General features: G+C 68.7%; 15 protein-coding genes. 2 read left to right on the top strand and 13 right to left on the bottom strand.

Annotated features, from left to right (window positions below):
- Positions 1–91: 91 nt before the first annotated feature.
- The 5 genes from C693_RS0104195 to C693_RS0104180 all read right to left on the bottom strand — a co-directional run bounded on the left by C693_RS0104195 (position 92) and on the right by C693_RS0104180 (position 3109).
- Positions 92–487, bottom strand: a complete 396-nt coding sequence (locus C693_RS0104195) for a hypothetical protein (RefSeq protein ID WP_017461002.1) — start codon at positions 485–487, stop codon at positions 92–94.
- 84 nt (positions 488–571) lie between these two features.
- Positions 572–844: a hypothetical protein gene (locus C693_RS22910; RefSeq protein WP_083868226.1), complete on the bottom strand. Its 273-nt coding sequence runs from the start codon at positions 842–844 to the stop codon at positions 572–574.
- A gap of 692 nt (positions 845–1536) precedes the next feature.
- Positions 1537–2124: a DUF1415 domain-containing protein gene (locus C693_RS0104190; protein WP_017461001.1), complete on the bottom strand. Its 588-nt coding sequence runs from the start codon at positions 2122–2124 to the stop codon at positions 1537–1539.
- Between the two features lie 98 nt (positions 2125–2222).
- Entirely contained in the window at positions 2223–2624 is a 402-nt protein-coding gene (locus tag C693_RS0104185) for an OsmC family protein (RefSeq protein ID WP_017461000.1), read from the bottom strand.
- Between the two features lie 104 nt (positions 2625–2728).
- Positions 2729–3109 carry a VOC family protein gene (locus tag C693_RS0104180; RefSeq protein ID WP_017460999.1) on the bottom strand — a complete coding sequence of 127 codons (381 nt, stop codon included), beginning with the start codon at positions 3107–3109 and terminating at the stop codon, positions 2729–2731.
- Between the two features lie 109 nt (positions 3110–3218).
- Here C693_RS0104180 and C693_RS0104175 point away from each other — a divergent pair, with 109 nt between their 5' ends.
- The gene (locus C693_RS0104175; protein ID WP_017460998.1) at positions 3219–4781 is read left to right on the top strand and encodes a protein adenylyltransferase SelO; all 1563 of its coding nucleotides are present in this window, start codon (positions 3219–3221) and stop codon (positions 4779–4781) included.
- Between the two features lie 161 nt (positions 4782–4942).
- Here the strand turns inward: C693_RS0104175 and C693_RS24350 are convergent, their stop codons facing one another.
- The 4 genes from C693_RS24350 to C693_RS0104155 form a co-directional block, all read right to left on the bottom strand.
- The gene (locus tag C693_RS24350; protein ID WP_017460997.1) at positions 4943–5626 is read right to left on the bottom strand and encodes an SH3 domain-containing protein; all 684 of its coding nucleotides are present in this window, start codon (positions 5624–5626) and stop codon (positions 4943–4945) included.
- A gap of 94 nt (positions 5627–5720) precedes the next feature.
- Positions 5721–6158: a thioredoxin TrxC gene (gene trxC / locus C693_RS0104165; RefSeq protein WP_017460996.1), complete on the bottom strand. Its 438-nt coding sequence runs from the start codon at positions 6156–6158 to the stop codon at positions 5721–5723.
- Between the two features lie 68 nt (positions 6159–6226).
- Positions 6227–6838: an NADPH-dependent FMN reductase gene (locus C693_RS0104160; RefSeq protein WP_017460995.1), complete on the bottom strand. Its 612-nt coding sequence runs from the start codon at positions 6836–6838 to the stop codon at positions 6227–6229.
- A 32-nt stretch (positions 6839–6870) separates the two neighbouring features.
- The gene (locus tag C693_RS0104155; RefSeq protein ID WP_017460994.1) at positions 6871–7479 is read right to left on the bottom strand and encodes a LysE family translocator; all 609 of its coding nucleotides are present in this window, start codon (positions 7477–7479) and stop codon (positions 6871–6873) included.
- A 118-nt stretch (positions 7480–7597) separates the two neighbouring features.
- Here C693_RS0104155 and C693_RS0104150 point away from each other — a divergent pair, with 118 nt between their 5' ends.
- Positions 7598–8530: a LysR substrate-binding domain-containing protein gene (locus C693_RS0104150; protein ID WP_017460993.1), complete on the top strand. Its 933-nt coding sequence runs from the start codon at positions 7598–7600 to the stop codon at positions 8528–8530.
- A 27-nt stretch (positions 8531–8557) separates the two neighbouring features.
- Here the strand turns inward: C693_RS0104150 and C693_RS0104145 are convergent, their stop codons facing one another.
- The 4 genes from C693_RS0104145 to C693_RS0104130 form a co-directional block, all read right to left on the bottom strand.
- Positions 8558–9064 (bottom strand): thioredoxin family protein, encoded by a 507-nt coding sequence (locus tag C693_RS0104145; RefSeq protein WP_017460992.1) that lies wholly within the window; start codon positions 9062–9064, stop codon positions 8558–8560.
- 79 nt (positions 9065–9143) lie between these two features.
- Positions 9144–10718, bottom strand: coding sequence for an FMN-binding glutamate synthase family protein (locus C693_RS0104140; RefSeq protein WP_017460991.1), 1575 nt, complete (start codon positions 10716–10718; stop codon positions 9144–9146).
- Positions 10719–10920: 202 nt separating this feature from the next.
- Positions 10921–12420: a S10 family peptidase gene (locus C693_RS0104135; protein ID WP_026107171.1), complete on the bottom strand. Its 1500-nt coding sequence runs from the start codon at positions 12418–12420 to the stop codon at positions 10921–10923.
- A gap of 103 nt (positions 12421–12523) precedes the next feature.
- Positions 12524–12946: an FKBP-type peptidyl-prolyl cis-trans isomerase gene (locus tag C693_RS0104130; RefSeq protein ID WP_017460989.1), complete on the bottom strand. Its 423-nt coding sequence runs from the start codon at positions 12944–12946 to the stop codon at positions 12524–12526.
- Between the last annotated feature and the right edge of the window lie 50 nt (positions 12947–12996).

Here is a 12996-nt window from a genome sequence, read left to right as displayed (position 1 = left end):
ACATGAAGATTGGCAGTGGCCCGAAAGCCTGGGGCAAAGGCGTCATGCACCCGGGGTTGATCGGAAGTCTCTTACGGAATTGTTAGGCGTGCTAGCCAAGACACACCACTACTGGTTCTTGAGTAGCCGCGGACTGCTCGCATGCCGCCAGAAGGTTATTGGAGCAGTACAGGCGCCAACCGCGACCCTCGCCCCACTTGAGCTTGATCGGATCTGCCCCCGTCTGTTCCTCCCGCTCCATCTCCTTTAGGTAGTCATCGTGGCCAATCTCAAGCACGAGTTGATCTCGGTACGCCCGTATGGACGAAACCAGATCTTTCGCGAGAGTTGCTTCAATGACCGTGTACTCGGCGCTGTCGAAGCTTGACAGTATCTGGTGTTTGATAGCGCCATCAATGCGAGGGAGGTCTATGAGCACACGCTCAAACGCGGAGCCAGACTTGTCGTCCGCAAGGAAGTCACCACAGGAAATGTTCAGACCGCTCATGACCTCGCCTGTGCGCCTAACGCTGGAGTTAAGCGGCGCGCGCTTTTTGCGCGTCCGCCTTGAACGAGTTGTTAGCCGCCGCAGTCACTCTATAACTTTCCCCGAATATAAAAACTCGGCGAACCTTGACCATGAAGGGGCCTCGTTGGGATGGTGATCCTCAAACAGAGTAAGCGCAGCGTATAGAAAACTCGCTATGTCCGCGTTCTTCCAGTCACGCGCTCCATCCAAACAATAACGAGCCGGATCGGCTTGCTCCTCGGCCATTGCTAGTTCTCGCTCCTCAGCCAGAGCATGAACAAAGGAGACAAAGGACGGCCGATCGTGAACCTTGCCCAGCAACTCCTCGGGTGTCATGTGATCTTCTCTGTGGCTAACGCAAAAGTTAACCGGCCGAAGTGAGCCGGGATAGACGGTTGTCGCTATGATCATTCCGAACGAGGTCCGGTTGAACGATTAGTTCGGGAGCGGCGACTTCGAACATCGCGGTGCTTGGGCAGCGCGCGCGCTTCACCGATGCGATCCGCAGCGACAGGTGCGCAGCCTCAATAACCCATACGAAGCGCAGCGCGCCGGATTAACTCCGTTATCCAGCGCGCTGCGCTTCGTATGGATGATCCGTGCTGGCCAGCGCGTGTCAATCGGCTTGCTTCGCTTCGTCATGCCGGATTCCCTCCCTTGAAACCGTAGTTCGATGGCGGCGCTGCTGAACGCTTAGTAGACCCCATATCGGGGCATATGCATCGATGGTCAGCGTTGCTTGGGCAGTTCGTCAAGCGAAGAATTCCTACCTTCAATCAGCCGCTTGCCGACTATCCTGGGCGCCTTGGCGCGGTCAGGATGCCCGGTGCATATCTGGCGAAGCGAGGCGCTATGTCTTATCAGCGCGAGAGTGGGGAAATAAACCGTATGGTGTCGGGGGCCGAGGCGCCGCGTCTGTTGGAGCGAAAAGAGGGGAAAAGTGCGCCTTCCTCTATCCAGTGGCGAGTATTTCGGGCTGCTGCGTCGCACTGGCGCGTGACCTACCGATGCGGTGGGCTCGGGTTCGCTCAGTCGCTGTTGCCAACCCCCAGCTTCTCCCACCCCTCGCGCCCCAGCTTGCGCAGGGTGTCGATGTTGCGACGGTAGATTTCGTCGGGGGCGCTCATGGCCTCGGAGGCGCGTTCCACGCTGGCTTCGCGCAGCAGGTGCAGGGTGGGGAAGGGCGAGCGGTTGCTGGCGTTCTCGACGTCGTCGGAGGCGGTGTCGGCGAACTGGTAGTGCGGGTGGAAGCTGGCGACCTGCAGCACGCCGTCGAGCTTGAGCGTCTCGACCGCAGCGTCGGCCACATCGAGGAAGTCGTTGTAGTCGAGGAAGTCGCCCAGCACGTGCGGGTGGATCAGCAAGGTGGTTTCGCATTCGGCGGCGTCGGCCGCGGCCAGGCTCTGCAGTTCGCCGCAGAGGTCGTCGAGCAGGGCGTCGGTGTCGCGCGCATGGCTTACCGCGTAGCGGATGCGGCCCTGGACGAACGGCGCCCGCGCGAACGGACACAGGTTCAGGCCCACCACGGCCCGTTCCACCCAGCGTCGGGTCGCTTCGATGTAGGGCGCATCTTCCGGGGTCAGGCCGGCGGTGATGAACGGAGAGGCATCGGACATGGCGGGGATTCCATTGGCGAGGCCGCGACTATAGCGGGGTGATGCCGCCGGGTTCCGGCGGATATGCCGGTACGGCGCGCGTCGCGCCCGTGGCGCAGCTAGGATTTCTCCAGCGTAACCGGTACGCCGGCGCGCACCGTGTTGTGGACTTCCGCCACCGCGTCGGTCTGCCGGATCAGCTCGCCGATCTGCTCCGGCGACGCCGGGGACTCCACCTCGGCGCGATAGCGGATGTCGCGGGCGGCGAGCCCGACGCCGGCGAACTCGGCATGGGCCTCCACCGTCACCCGGGTCAGCGCGAGGCCCATGCGCCCGGCCTCGCGATACAGGTCGTTGCAGTAGCAGGTGGCCAGCGCCAGCATCAGGAATTCGCCGCCGTTGACCGCCGAGCCGTGGCCGTCCGGCTTGGCGGGAACGGTCAGCTCGCGCATGGATCCACTGGTCGCGACGCGCGCTTCGTGCGTGCCGCCGCCGCTTTTGACGAATGCCGAAATCTGCATGACTTCTCCCGGGTTTGGTCAGTCTGGAACGCCCTTTGGCTCGAGCTGCGGTCAGCGGCTTGCCGAGGCGTGGAACCTGGTCCGAAATGTTCGTGGCGCGTGGCTCATTGCGCACTGACCATGACGCGATATCCATCCGGATCGCTCAGTGCGAATTCGGGGGTGCCGGTGTTCGGATTGATGGCTGGTTCTTCGTCCAGCGCCGTTACCAGGGTGCGGGCGCGTCCCAGCGCGTCGTCGAAATCGTCGACCCGGAAGAACAGCAGCAGGCCGTTGCCCGGACGGGCTTCGGCCGGGCTGTGCAGCGAGGGATGCTCATGCGCACCCCAGGCGTGCAGGCAGAGCAGGACGGTGCCGTCGTCGTCGAGGATCTGGCCGAAGTAGTCGTGCGCCGGGGCCGACGCGGGAAGGCCGAGCAGGGTCTGGTACCAGCGGAAGCTGCGGGCAACATCGTCGACCCCGATGATGGTCCACAGACGTTTCATGGCGGGTTCCTCGGCGGCGTGACGGGGCGGAGAGAAAGTACACCGATCGCGGTCGATGGGGTGGCGGACACGGCTTGCGTCTGGCCCGCTTCACCTCAACCATGCCTGCATGACCCCACTTCGTTTCGACAACGCCTTCGTCCGCGAACTGCCCGGCGACCCCGAGACCGGACCGCGGCTGCGGCAGGTGGAGGGCGCGCTGTATTCGCGCGTCGATCCCACACCTGTAGCTGCTCCGCGGCTGCTGGCGCACTCGCCGGAGATGGCGCAGGCGCTGGGTTTCGGCGAGGCAGACGTGGCTGCGCCCTGGTTCGCCGAGGTGTTCGGCGGCAACCGGTTGCTGGAGGGCATGCAGCCCTGGGCCAGCAACTACGGCGGACACCAGTTCGGCCACTGGGCGGGACAGCTGGGCGATGGCCGGGCGATCTCGCTGGGCGAGGTGGTGACGGCCGGCGGCGAGCGCTGGGAGCTGCAGCTCAAGGGCGCCGGGCCCACGCCGTACTCGCGCACGGCGGACGGCCGGGCGGTGCTGCGCTCGTCGATCCGCGAGTTCCTGTGCAGCGAGGCGATGCACCATCTCGGTGTGCCGAGCACGCGCGCGCTAAGCCTGGTCGGCACCGGCGAGGCGGTGCTGCGCGACATGTTCTACGACGGGCATCCCGAGTTCGAGCCGGGTGCGGTGGTGTGCCGGGTGGCGCCGTCGTTCGTCCGGTTCGGCCACTTCGAGCTGCCGTATGCGCGGGGTGACCACACGCTGCTGCGGCAGCTGGTGGACTTCACCATCCGTCGCGATTTCCCGCACCTGGAGGGATCGGGCGAGGCGTTGTACGCGGCGTGGTTCGGCGAGGTGTGCGAACGCACCGCGCAGACCGTCGCGCATTGGATGCGGGTGGGCTTCGTGCACGGTGTGATGAACACCGACAACCTGTCCATCCTCGGCCTGACCATCGACTACGGCCCTTACGGCTGGATCGACAACTACGATCCGGACTGGACGCCGAACACCACCGACGCCGGTCGCCGTCGCTACCGCTTCGGCCAGCAGATGCAGGTGGCGTGGTGGAACCTGTCGCGGCTGGCCTCGGCGCTGTCGCCGCTGTTCGCGAGCACCGAACCGCTGCAGGCCGGGCTGGACTGGTACGCCAGCAGCTATGCCACGGTCGAGCGCCGCCTGCAGGCGGACAAGCTGGGCCTGGCCGAGCCGCGCACGGAGGACGACGCGCTGCACGCTTCGCTGCACACGCTGATGGCACAGGCGCAGATCGACATGACGCTGTTCTACCGCGCGCTGCTGGATGTCGACCCGACGCAGCCGCACCCGACGGCGGCGATGGAGGAAGCGTTCTATGACGCGGCCCTGCGCGAGCGCTTCGACGGCGAGTTGCGCGACTGGCTGGCGCGCTATGCGAAGCGGCTTGGCGAGGATCCGCAGTCGCCCCACGGGCGGCGCGAGCGCATGCGCCGGGCCAACCCGCGCTACGTGCTGCGCAACTACCTGGCACAGCAGGCGATCGATCAGGCGACGCAGGGCGACCTCTCCGGCGTGCACACCCTGCTGGAGGTGATGCGCCATCCCTGCGACGACCAGCCGGGCCGCGAATCCTACGCGGGCAAGCGTCCGGACTGGGCGAAGGAGAAGGCGGGCTGCTCGATGCTGTCATGCAGCTCGTGAGGCGGTCCGGCGACGACTGAGGCGGCCCGTAAGCCGCTCGATGCCGGCTTTCGGCGGCGTGACGGGGGCGAGCGTGTCGGGCATCACGGGTGTCTTGCCCTCACCACGGCGAAAGCCGGGGGCCGGCGTCCCGGCACGTCTGCTGCGCGACTGGCAGGGGCTCAGTGCCCGCCGCGATCGTCGCGCTTGCGATCGTTCGGTTTGCCGCGGCCGTTGTCGTTAGCGTTGCCGTGCCCCTTGTCTTGCGACGGTGCGGTGCGGGTCGCAGGCATCGGCCGGGGTTGTGGCCTCGCCACGGGTTGCGGGTGCGGTGCCGGTCGCGTGGTCGGCTGTGGCCGGGGTTGCGGCATCGGCCGCTGGCCACCACCGGCCGGCGGGCGGACCCCGGGGCGCGGCGGCGGACGATGCCAGGGGCGATGCGGCGGGGGCGGCGGCGGACGATGCGGGATCGGCCTTGCGTACCAGTAGTTGCGCTCGCGGTAGAACGGTCGGTGGCTGTAGTAATTGGACCAGTACACGGAGATCGCGAACGTGACGATCGGAATGCCCACCCGTGCGCCGTACTGCGGCAGCGGCTGGTAGTACCCGTTGTCGTAGAACTCGATGTAGCTGCCGGCCACCCAGCCGCGATAGCCGCGGTAGCCCACGTCGCACCACACCCAGCCGTTGGTGCAGCCGTAGATCTGGATGGTGTAGCCGACGGGGATGATGTCGACGCGCGGATAACCGATATCCGGTCCGGCACGCAGGTTGACGCTGGCGGTGACGTAGGCGTCCGCGGCAGTGGCCGCGACGGGGGCGAGCGCAAGCAGGAGCAGTGAGGACAACCAGGTCACGCGCTTCATGGTGAGGCTCTCCGGTCGTTGCCGGCGGGCCGGCCGCCCGCCGGTTCTCAGGTTGTGCCCGGCTGCGCCGGCGTGCAAGTGCGCCGGGCCGTTTTCAGCGCAGCGACTGCGCGACAAACTGGCGCAGCTGGCCGGCGTTGAGCGCGCCGGCCTGGCGGGCGATCTCCCGGCCTTCGCGCAGCAGCACCAGTGTCGGGATGCTGCGGATGCCGAAGCGCTGGGCCAGCGGCTGCTGCGCATCGGTATCCACCTTGCCCAGCCGCAGGCGTGGTTCGAACTCCCGCGCCGCCGCCGTGAACACCGGGGCGAAACCCAGGCACGGGCCGCACCAGGTGGCCCAGAAATCCACCAGTACCGGCAGGTCGCCGCGCCCGGCGACGGCGTCGAAGTTGGCCGTGGTCAGCTCCAGCGGGTGGCCGCCGAACAGGGGCTGGTGGCAGCGGCCGCAGTTCGGATGCTGGCCGAGGCGCTCGGCCGGCACGCGGTTGAGGGCGCTGCAGTGCGGGCAGGGGATGGCGAGAGGCTGGTTCATGGATCGGGTCCCGGGGGAGATGCCCGTGACATGGTGGCTGGCCGCGTCCATGCAAGCGCGAGCGACAGTCAGCCGCAGACCGGACGGGCGTCCCGGGTCTCGGGACGCAGCTGCGCGATCCAGCGGTCCAGGGCGGTCGTCATGCGATGCAGCGACACGGCCAGTGCTTCGTCGGCATGCCTGCCGTCGGCATCGAAACGGGACGCGGCGGAGGCCACGAACAAGGTCGGAGTCGGCATCACCAGCGCGCCGCAGGCGTGCAGCACCTGGCGCAGTGCGGTCTGGGCGAGGCGGGTTCCCCAGGGGCCGGTGCTGGCTCCGGTGATGGCGACGGGCTTCTGCTCCAGTACCTCGCCTTGCGGACTGTCCAGGGACAGCCAGTCGAGCGCGTTCTTCAGCACGCCGGGCAGCGATTGGTTGTATTCCGGCGTGGCGATCAGCAGCCCGTCGGCCGCGGCCACGGCGCTCCTCAGCGCATCGACGCCGGCCAGGTCCTCGGGGCGGGTCCGCGCGCTGTCCTCGTCGAACAGCGGGACTTCGCCCAGTCCCTCGTACAGCTCGAGCGAGAGCGTGGCAGGCGCGTGCGCGGCCGCGGCCCACAGCAGGCGGCGGTTCCATGAGTCGCGGCGCAGGCTGCCGGGCAGGCACAGCACGCGGAAGGGGGGATGGGAGGCAGTCATCGAAGTGTTCCTTCTCGAATGGATACGGAGGGTCAGTGCCGGAAAAGCCAGCCGGCGCAGAGCAGGATCAGCACGGCCATGACGCCATCGGTGCATCGACGCGGCAGGGGGCGGGCCAGGACGCCGGCCAGCGCCGCGCCGCATGCGGCCCACAGCAGCAGGCAGGCCAGGGGGATCAGGCCGAAGAGCAGCAGCAGCCACGGCAGTCGCGTCGCAAGCTCGCCGGCCGGGATCGAACCGGCGGCGGCAATGACCAGCACCCAGCTCTTGGGGTTGAGGAACTGGAAGGCCGCCAGGCCCAGGACGCCGGTCGGTGCGCCCCGCTCCGGTGTCGCCGTCGGGGCCGCCGGCCGGGCGGGGACGAGGGCGCGGCCGAGCAGCGACATGCCCAGCCACGCCAGGTAGAGCGAGCCGGCGATGGTCAATGCCCGACGCCAGGCGGGATGGCCGGCCAGCAGTCCCGCCACCCCCGCCATCGCCAGCAGCAACAGCAGGATGCTGCCGGCCACGATTCCTGCGATGGCCGGCAGGGCGGCACGCAGGCCGCCGCGGCTGGCCTCGCGCCAGACCAGCAGGTTGTTCGGGCCGGGCGTCATGGCGCCGGTCAGCAGCACCAGCGCGATCGGGGCAAGTTCGTTCACGGGGTCACCATGGGGCGATATGTGGCGGGCGCAGTGCCGGTCGCATCCGGTTGCATGGCCTCATGGTGCGGGCCCGTGCCGGTCCATGGGTGGGGTTCAATGGTCTAGAATTTCGACCATGGAAGACTTGCCTCTCAATGCCCTTCGCGCGTTTGCGGCGGTGTATGCGCACGGCGGCGTGCGGCAGGCGGCGCGGGAGCTCGGCATCGCCCACTCCTCGGTGAGTCGGCATCTGGCCGAGCTCAGCCGGTGGGTCGGGGTGCCGCTGCTGCATGCATCTGCCGGCAGGGGCGCCTTGCGCTTCACGCCCCAGGGCGAAAGTCTGGGTCGGGCGACGCTGGTCGGCTTGCAGGCCATTGCCCAGGCGGCGAATGCCGTGCGTGAGGTCCGTCCGGCGCATGCGGTGACCGTCTCGACCTCGCCGTCGTTCGCCGTGCGCTGGCTGCTGCCGCGCCTGCCCCTGCTGGAGCGGGCGCATCCGAAGATCGAGTTGTCGGTGCAGGTGGATCAGCGGCTCGATGCGCTGGACGACGGTCGCGTCGATCTGGCGATCCGGATGGGGCCGGGGCCATGGCCGGGCGTGTACGCCGAGCCGTTGATGGACGACGCGCTCTATCCGGTGATGAGTCCGGCTGCCTGGCGGGCGGCCGGCTCGCCGAGCCGGCCGGCGCAGCTGGCCGACCTGCGCCTGCTGCACGATCGCGATCCCCAGGCGGGCTGGGATCGCTGGCGCCAGGTTCATGGGCCCAGGGCGCTGTCGCTGCAGCGGGGCGCGCGCTACACCTCGTCCGATCTGGTGCTGCGCGCCGCGATGCAGGGACAGGGCGTGGCGCTGGCTCGCGATCGCCTGGCGGCGGACGACCTGGCGGCGGGCCTGCTGATCCGCCCGTTTGGCGATCTGGCGGTGCCGTTGGGCCCTTCCTACTGGCTGGTGCGGCCCGAGGGGCCGGCGCGTTCGTCGGTGCGCGCGGTGTGGGCATGGCTGCGCTGGCAGGCCGGGGGAAGTCGTGCTGTCGACAGCCCCGGTGCATCGCCGGAACCGCGCGGCTGAAGCACCGCGGGCCGCCGCCGCGGGCGTTTACCGGGCGCCGAGGGCGAGTTGGGTGCGTACCGCGTTCTCGATCGCCTCGTAGCCGCCCTCGCCGATGTGGGTGTAGACCACGCGGCCGGCGCGGTCGATCACGTACTGCGCTGGCCAGTACTGGTTGTGCCAGGCGTTCCAGGTGGCGTAGTCGTTGTCCTGCGCGACCGGATAGGTAATGCCCAGCCGCTTCACGGCGGCGAGCAGGTTGCCGGTGTCGCGCTCGGCATCCAGTTCCGGCGTGTGGACCCCGACGACGACCAGTCCCTGGTCGCGGTATTTCGCATCGAGTGCCTTCACCTGCGGCAGCGCATGCAGGCAGTTGATGCACTCGAAGGTCCAGAAGTCGACCAGCACCACCTTGCCGCGCAGGCCCGCGATGGTCAGCGGGGGCGAGTTGATCCAGCGGGTCACGCCGGTAAACGCCGGCGCGCGAGCCGGCGTGTCTGCCAGCGTCGTGGCGGAGGTGGCGAGGAGCAGCAGGGCAAGCAGGATGCGTCGCATGGGCGTTCCGGGGCTGGGCGGCATGGGCCGCGGTCCTTCCCCAATCGCTGCAACGGTCCGTCAGGTTACCTGCGCTGGCTCAGAAACGATCGGCCGACGCCTCCGCCCAGTGCTGCGCGAACGGCTCCGGCACGGTCCCGGACAGCAGCGCCCCCGGCGCGGGGTAGCAGTGCAGCTGGCCGTAGTCGCGCGCCTGCTGGTCGGGCATGCGGTGCAGGATGTGCTGCGGGGTGAGCTGGTCGGGGTGGGCCACGCCCATCGCACCGGTGATCTCGATGAAACTGTCGACGGTGGCGCGGTGGTAGCTGCGCACGTGTTCGGCGCGTTCGTCGATCTTCAGCGCGCGGGCGCGGCGCTGGTCCTGCGTGGCCACGCCGGTGGGGCAGGTATTGGTGTGACAGCGCAGCGCCTGGATGCAGCCGACGGCGAACATCATCGGCCGCGCCACGTTGCAGATGTCCGCGCCGATGGCGATCTTGTGCACCATGTCGAAGCCGGTGACCACCTTGCCGCTGGCGATGAGGCGGATCCGGTCGCGCAGGCCGCAGCCGACCAGCGCGCCGTGCACGAACGGCAGCGCCTCGTTGATGGTCAGGCCGAGCCGGTCGGAGAGCTCCACCGGCGCCGCGCCGGTGCCGCCCTCGGCGCCGTCCACGGTGATGAAGTCCGGCAGCGTGCCGGTGTCCAGCATCGCCTTGCAGATGCCGAGGAACTCGCTGCGCCGGCCGATGCACAGCTTGAAGCCCACCGGCTTGCCGCCACACAGCGCGCGCAGGCGGGCGACGAAGGCGAGCAGGCCGCGTGGCGTGTCGAACTCCGGATGCGCGGCCGGGGACAGGCAGTCCTCGCCCTCCGGCACTTCGCGGATGCGCGCGATCTCGGCGTTCACCTTGGCCCCTGGCAGCATGCCGCCGTGGCTGGGCTTGGCGCCCTGGGACAGCTTGATCTCGATCATCTTCACGTGCGGATCGGCGGCCTTGCGGCGGAAGTCCTCGTCGTCGAAGCGGCCGTCCCTGGTGCGGCAGCCGAAGTAGCCCGAGCCGATCTCCCAGATCACGTCGGCGCCGTGTTCCAGGTGGTAGGGCGTGAGGCCGCCCTCGCCGGTGTCCTGCGCGAAGCCGCCCATGGCTGCGCCCTTGTTCATCGCCAGCACCGCGTGGCTGGACAGTGCGCCGAAGCTCATCGCCGAGATGTTCAGGCGCGAGCTGTCATAGGGCTGGCGGCACTGCGGCCCGCCCACGGTGATGCGCTCGGCGGTCTTCGGCACCTGCTTGACGGAGATCGAGTGCACGGCGAAGTCGAAGCCGGAGGCGAACACGTCGTACTCGGTGCCGAACGGATGCGTACCGCTGCTGCCGGCACCGCGCGACTTGACCAGGTCGCGCTGCTGGCGGTTGAACGGGCGCCCGCTCTTGTCGTCCTCCAGGAAGTACTGGCGGATCTCCGGACTGATGAACTCCATGATGTAGCGCAGGTGCCCGATGATCGGGTAGTTGCCCAGCACGTTGCGCGGCGAGGCGATGTCGTACAGCCCCAGCGCGACCAGCGGCAGGATCACCGCGAAGGCCCAGGCGGCCTCGGGATGGAACGGAACGAGGGCGGCGACGGCAAGGATCGCCAGGACGGACAGCGCGTAGAAGAGTTGGCGCCACATGCGACGGGCTCCGGCGGGCGGCACGTCGCGCGGAGAGGTCGACACGCCGCATGGATGGCCGTCCGGCATCGCGGTCCGCGGAAGCGGAGCGCCGGGACGGAGCGGGCGAGGCGGCAAGCGCCGCGTCTGCCCATCAGCGTGCCCCGGGTGGCGTCGATGCGACATGAAGCGCCGCGCCGGCGGACCGGCGCGGCGCGGCGGATCACTTCACGCCGTAGAGTTTCTCGACGTCGTTGCGCAGTGCGCGCTGGCTGTCCGGGCGGGCGTAGAACATGTGGCCGCCGGGGTACTCTTTCACCTGCACGCGGGTCGGGTCGCCCATCGCAGGCATCTGGTCGACGATCAGCACCGAGGCCATGAACGGGCACGACAGGTCGTCCCAGCCGTGCGCGATCAGCACGCGCAGCCCCGGATCGTTGGCCACCGACTCGCGCAGCTCGTTGACCGAGCCGCGGTTGGCGTCCTTGTCCTGGTGCCACAGGCGGTTCACCTGGTAGCTGAGCGCGTTGTAGCGCGCGTCGATCTTCCAGCCCACGGTCTTGGTGACGAAGTTGACCATCGCGGTGGTGGTCGGGGCGATGATGCCGTTGAGGATCGGGTCGCCGGTTTCCTGCTGCGGCGCGGTCGGGAACGGATCCCAGGCGGTGACGTTGGAGTCGTAGCGGCTGCCCAGCTTGCCCTCGGCGCGGTAGATCTCGCGCAGGTACGCCTGGGTCTCGATGCGCCCGCCGGAGCGCTTGACGAACAGCGGGTCCAGCCCGGTCAGCTCGGTGACCTTGTTGATCATCGCTGCGGTGGCGGCCGGATTGCTGCGGCCCTGCATCAGCGTGGTGGCGTAGGTGGTGCGGGTGTAGTCGACGATCGGCGCCATCGCCTCGGCGGTGAGCTTGTGCTCGCGCTCCAGGTTCGCCGCGGCGATCGAGGGCAGGGTGAGCATCCACGGCAGCGGCGAGACGTTCTCGTCGTCCGAGGCGGCCGGGTCGAGGTAAGGCGACACCAGCACCAGGCCGTTCATCGCCACGCCGAGCTGGGTCTGCAGATAGTCGGTCATGCGCGGGCCGCGGAAGCCGCCGTAGCTCTCGCCGACCAGGTACTTGCGCGAGTCCATGCGGCCGTTCTTCACCAGCCAGTCGTAGACGATGCGCGAGAGGTACTTGATGTCGTTGTCGGTGCTGTAGAAAAGCTTGGTGGCTTCCTTGTCGTCCACCAGCGCGCGGCTGAAGCCGGTGCCGATCGGATCGATGAAGACCAGGTCGGTGAAGCCCAGCCAGGTGCCGGGGTTGTCGTGCAGGGTGGCCGGGTCGGACGGGTTGGCACCGGCCACGCCGAAGTTCACCCGCTTCGGGCCGATCGCGCCGAAATTGAGGTAGACCGAGGAGGCGCCCGGGCCGCCGTTGACCGCGAAGGTCACCGGGCGATCCTTGCCGGGCATGGTGTAGGCGGTGTAGACGACCTCGCCGGTCACCTCGCCCTTCCCGTTGCGCACCGGCAGCGAGCCCACCGTGACGGTGTACTTCAGCGTGCGACCGTCGACCTGCGCGGTCTGCGTGACGTGCGCGTCGGCTGGCAGCGGAGGAAGGTGGAAGGCCTTGTCGGCAGGAGCGGTGGTATCGGCCTTGGCCGGCTGGTCGGCGCAGAAGGCGAGGGCGGGAGTGCCGGCAGCGAGCGCGGCGAGCAGGGCGCAGGAAAGTACGTGGCGCACGGTGGGGTCCTTGCGGGGAAAGCCCACGACCGTAGCGGGACGCTCCCGGCGGCAACCGTGCAGGAAGTCATGGCCCCGGCCGATCCGGCCGGGGCCATCGCGATCACTTGATGCTGACCAGCTCCACGTCGAACACCAGCGCGGCGTTCGGTGGGATCGCGCCAGCCGCGCCGCGACTGCCGTAGCCCATCGACGAGGGGATCAGCAGCGTGCGCTTGCCGCCCACGTGCATGCCGGCCACGCCCTCGTCCCAGCCCTTGATCACCTGCCCGGCGCCGAGCGGGAAGGTGAGGGTGCCACCGTGGTCCTGCGAGGCGTCGAACTTCTTGCCGTGATGGTCCGGTGCCTTCGGGTCGTACAGCCAGCCGGTGTAGTTCACCTCCACCGTGTCACCGGCCTTGGCCACCGGGCCGGTGCCGACCACGGTGTCGATGCTCTGCATCGCGGGGATGTCGGCGGCGGGTGCGGCGTGCTGCGACGAGCAGGCGGTGAGCAGGAGCGGAAGCAGGCAGAGCAGTCGGCGCATGGTTGATCCTGTAGGTGAGAGCGATTTGGGAGTGTAGCCGGCCGTGCGGT

The sequence above is a fragment of the Dyella ginsengisoli LA-4 genome (genome assembly GCF_000334915.1).
In the GTDB taxonomy this organism is placed as follows: Bacteria; Pseudomonadota; Gammaproteobacteria; order Xanthomonadales; family Rhodanobacteraceae; genus Dyella_A; species Dyella_A ginsengisoli_A.
Note: the sequence above shows the minus strand (reverse complement) of the source record. Positions and strands in the feature narration are given on the sequence as shown.

Excerpts from the sequence above, each read along its gene's own strand:
- C693_RS0104195 (WP_017461002.1), bottom strand. The coding sequence starts at position 487 with ATGAGCGGTCTGAACATTTCCTGTGGTGACTTCCTTGCGGACGACAAG.
- C693_RS22910 (WP_083868226.1), bottom strand. The coding sequence starts at position 844 with ATGACACCCGAGGAGTTGCTGGGCAAGGTTCACGATCGGCCGTCCTTT.
- C693_RS0104190 (WP_017461001.1), bottom strand. The coding sequence starts at position 2,124 with ATGTCCGATGCCTCTCCGTTCATCACCGCCGGCCTGACCCCGGAAGAT.
- C693_RS0104185 (WP_017461000.1), bottom strand. The coding sequence starts at position 2,624 with ATGCAGATTTCGGCATTCGTCAAAAGCGGCGGCGGCACGCACGAAGCG.
- C693_RS0104180 (WP_017460999.1), bottom strand. The coding sequence starts at position 3,109 with ATGAAACGTCTGTGGACCATCATCGGGGTCGACGATGTTGCCCGCAGC.
- C693_RS0104175 (WP_017460998.1), top strand. The coding sequence starts at position 3,219 with ATGACCCCACTTCGTTTCGACAACGCCTTCGTCCGCGAACTGCCCGGC.
- C693_RS24350 (WP_017460997.1), bottom strand. The coding sequence starts at position 5,626 with ATGAAGCGCGTGACCTGGTTGTCCTCACTGCTCCTGCTTGCGCTCGCC.
- trxC (WP_017460996.1), bottom strand. The coding sequence starts at position 6,158 with ATGAACCAGCCTCTCGCCATCCCCTGCCCGCACTGCAGCGCCCTCAAC.
- C693_RS0104160 (WP_017460995.1), bottom strand. The coding sequence starts at position 6,838 with ATGACTGCCTCCCATCCCCCCTTCCGCGTGCTGTGCCTGCCCGGCAGC.
- C693_RS0104150 (WP_017460993.1), top strand. The coding sequence starts at position 7,598 with ATGGAAGACTTGCCTCTCAATGCCCTTCGCGCGTTTGCGGCGGTGTAT.
- C693_RS0104145 (WP_017460992.1), bottom strand. The coding sequence starts at position 9,064 with ATGCGACGCATCCTGCTTGCCCTGCTGCTCCTCGCCACCTCCGCCACG.
- C693_RS0104140 (WP_017460991.1), bottom strand. The coding sequence starts at position 10,718 with ATGTGGCGCCAACTCTTCTACGCGCTGTCCGTCCTGGCGATCCTTGCC.
- C693_RS0104130 (WP_017460989.1), bottom strand. The coding sequence starts at position 12,946 with ATGCGCCGACTGCTCTGCCTGCTTCCGCTCCTGCTCACCGCCTGCTCG.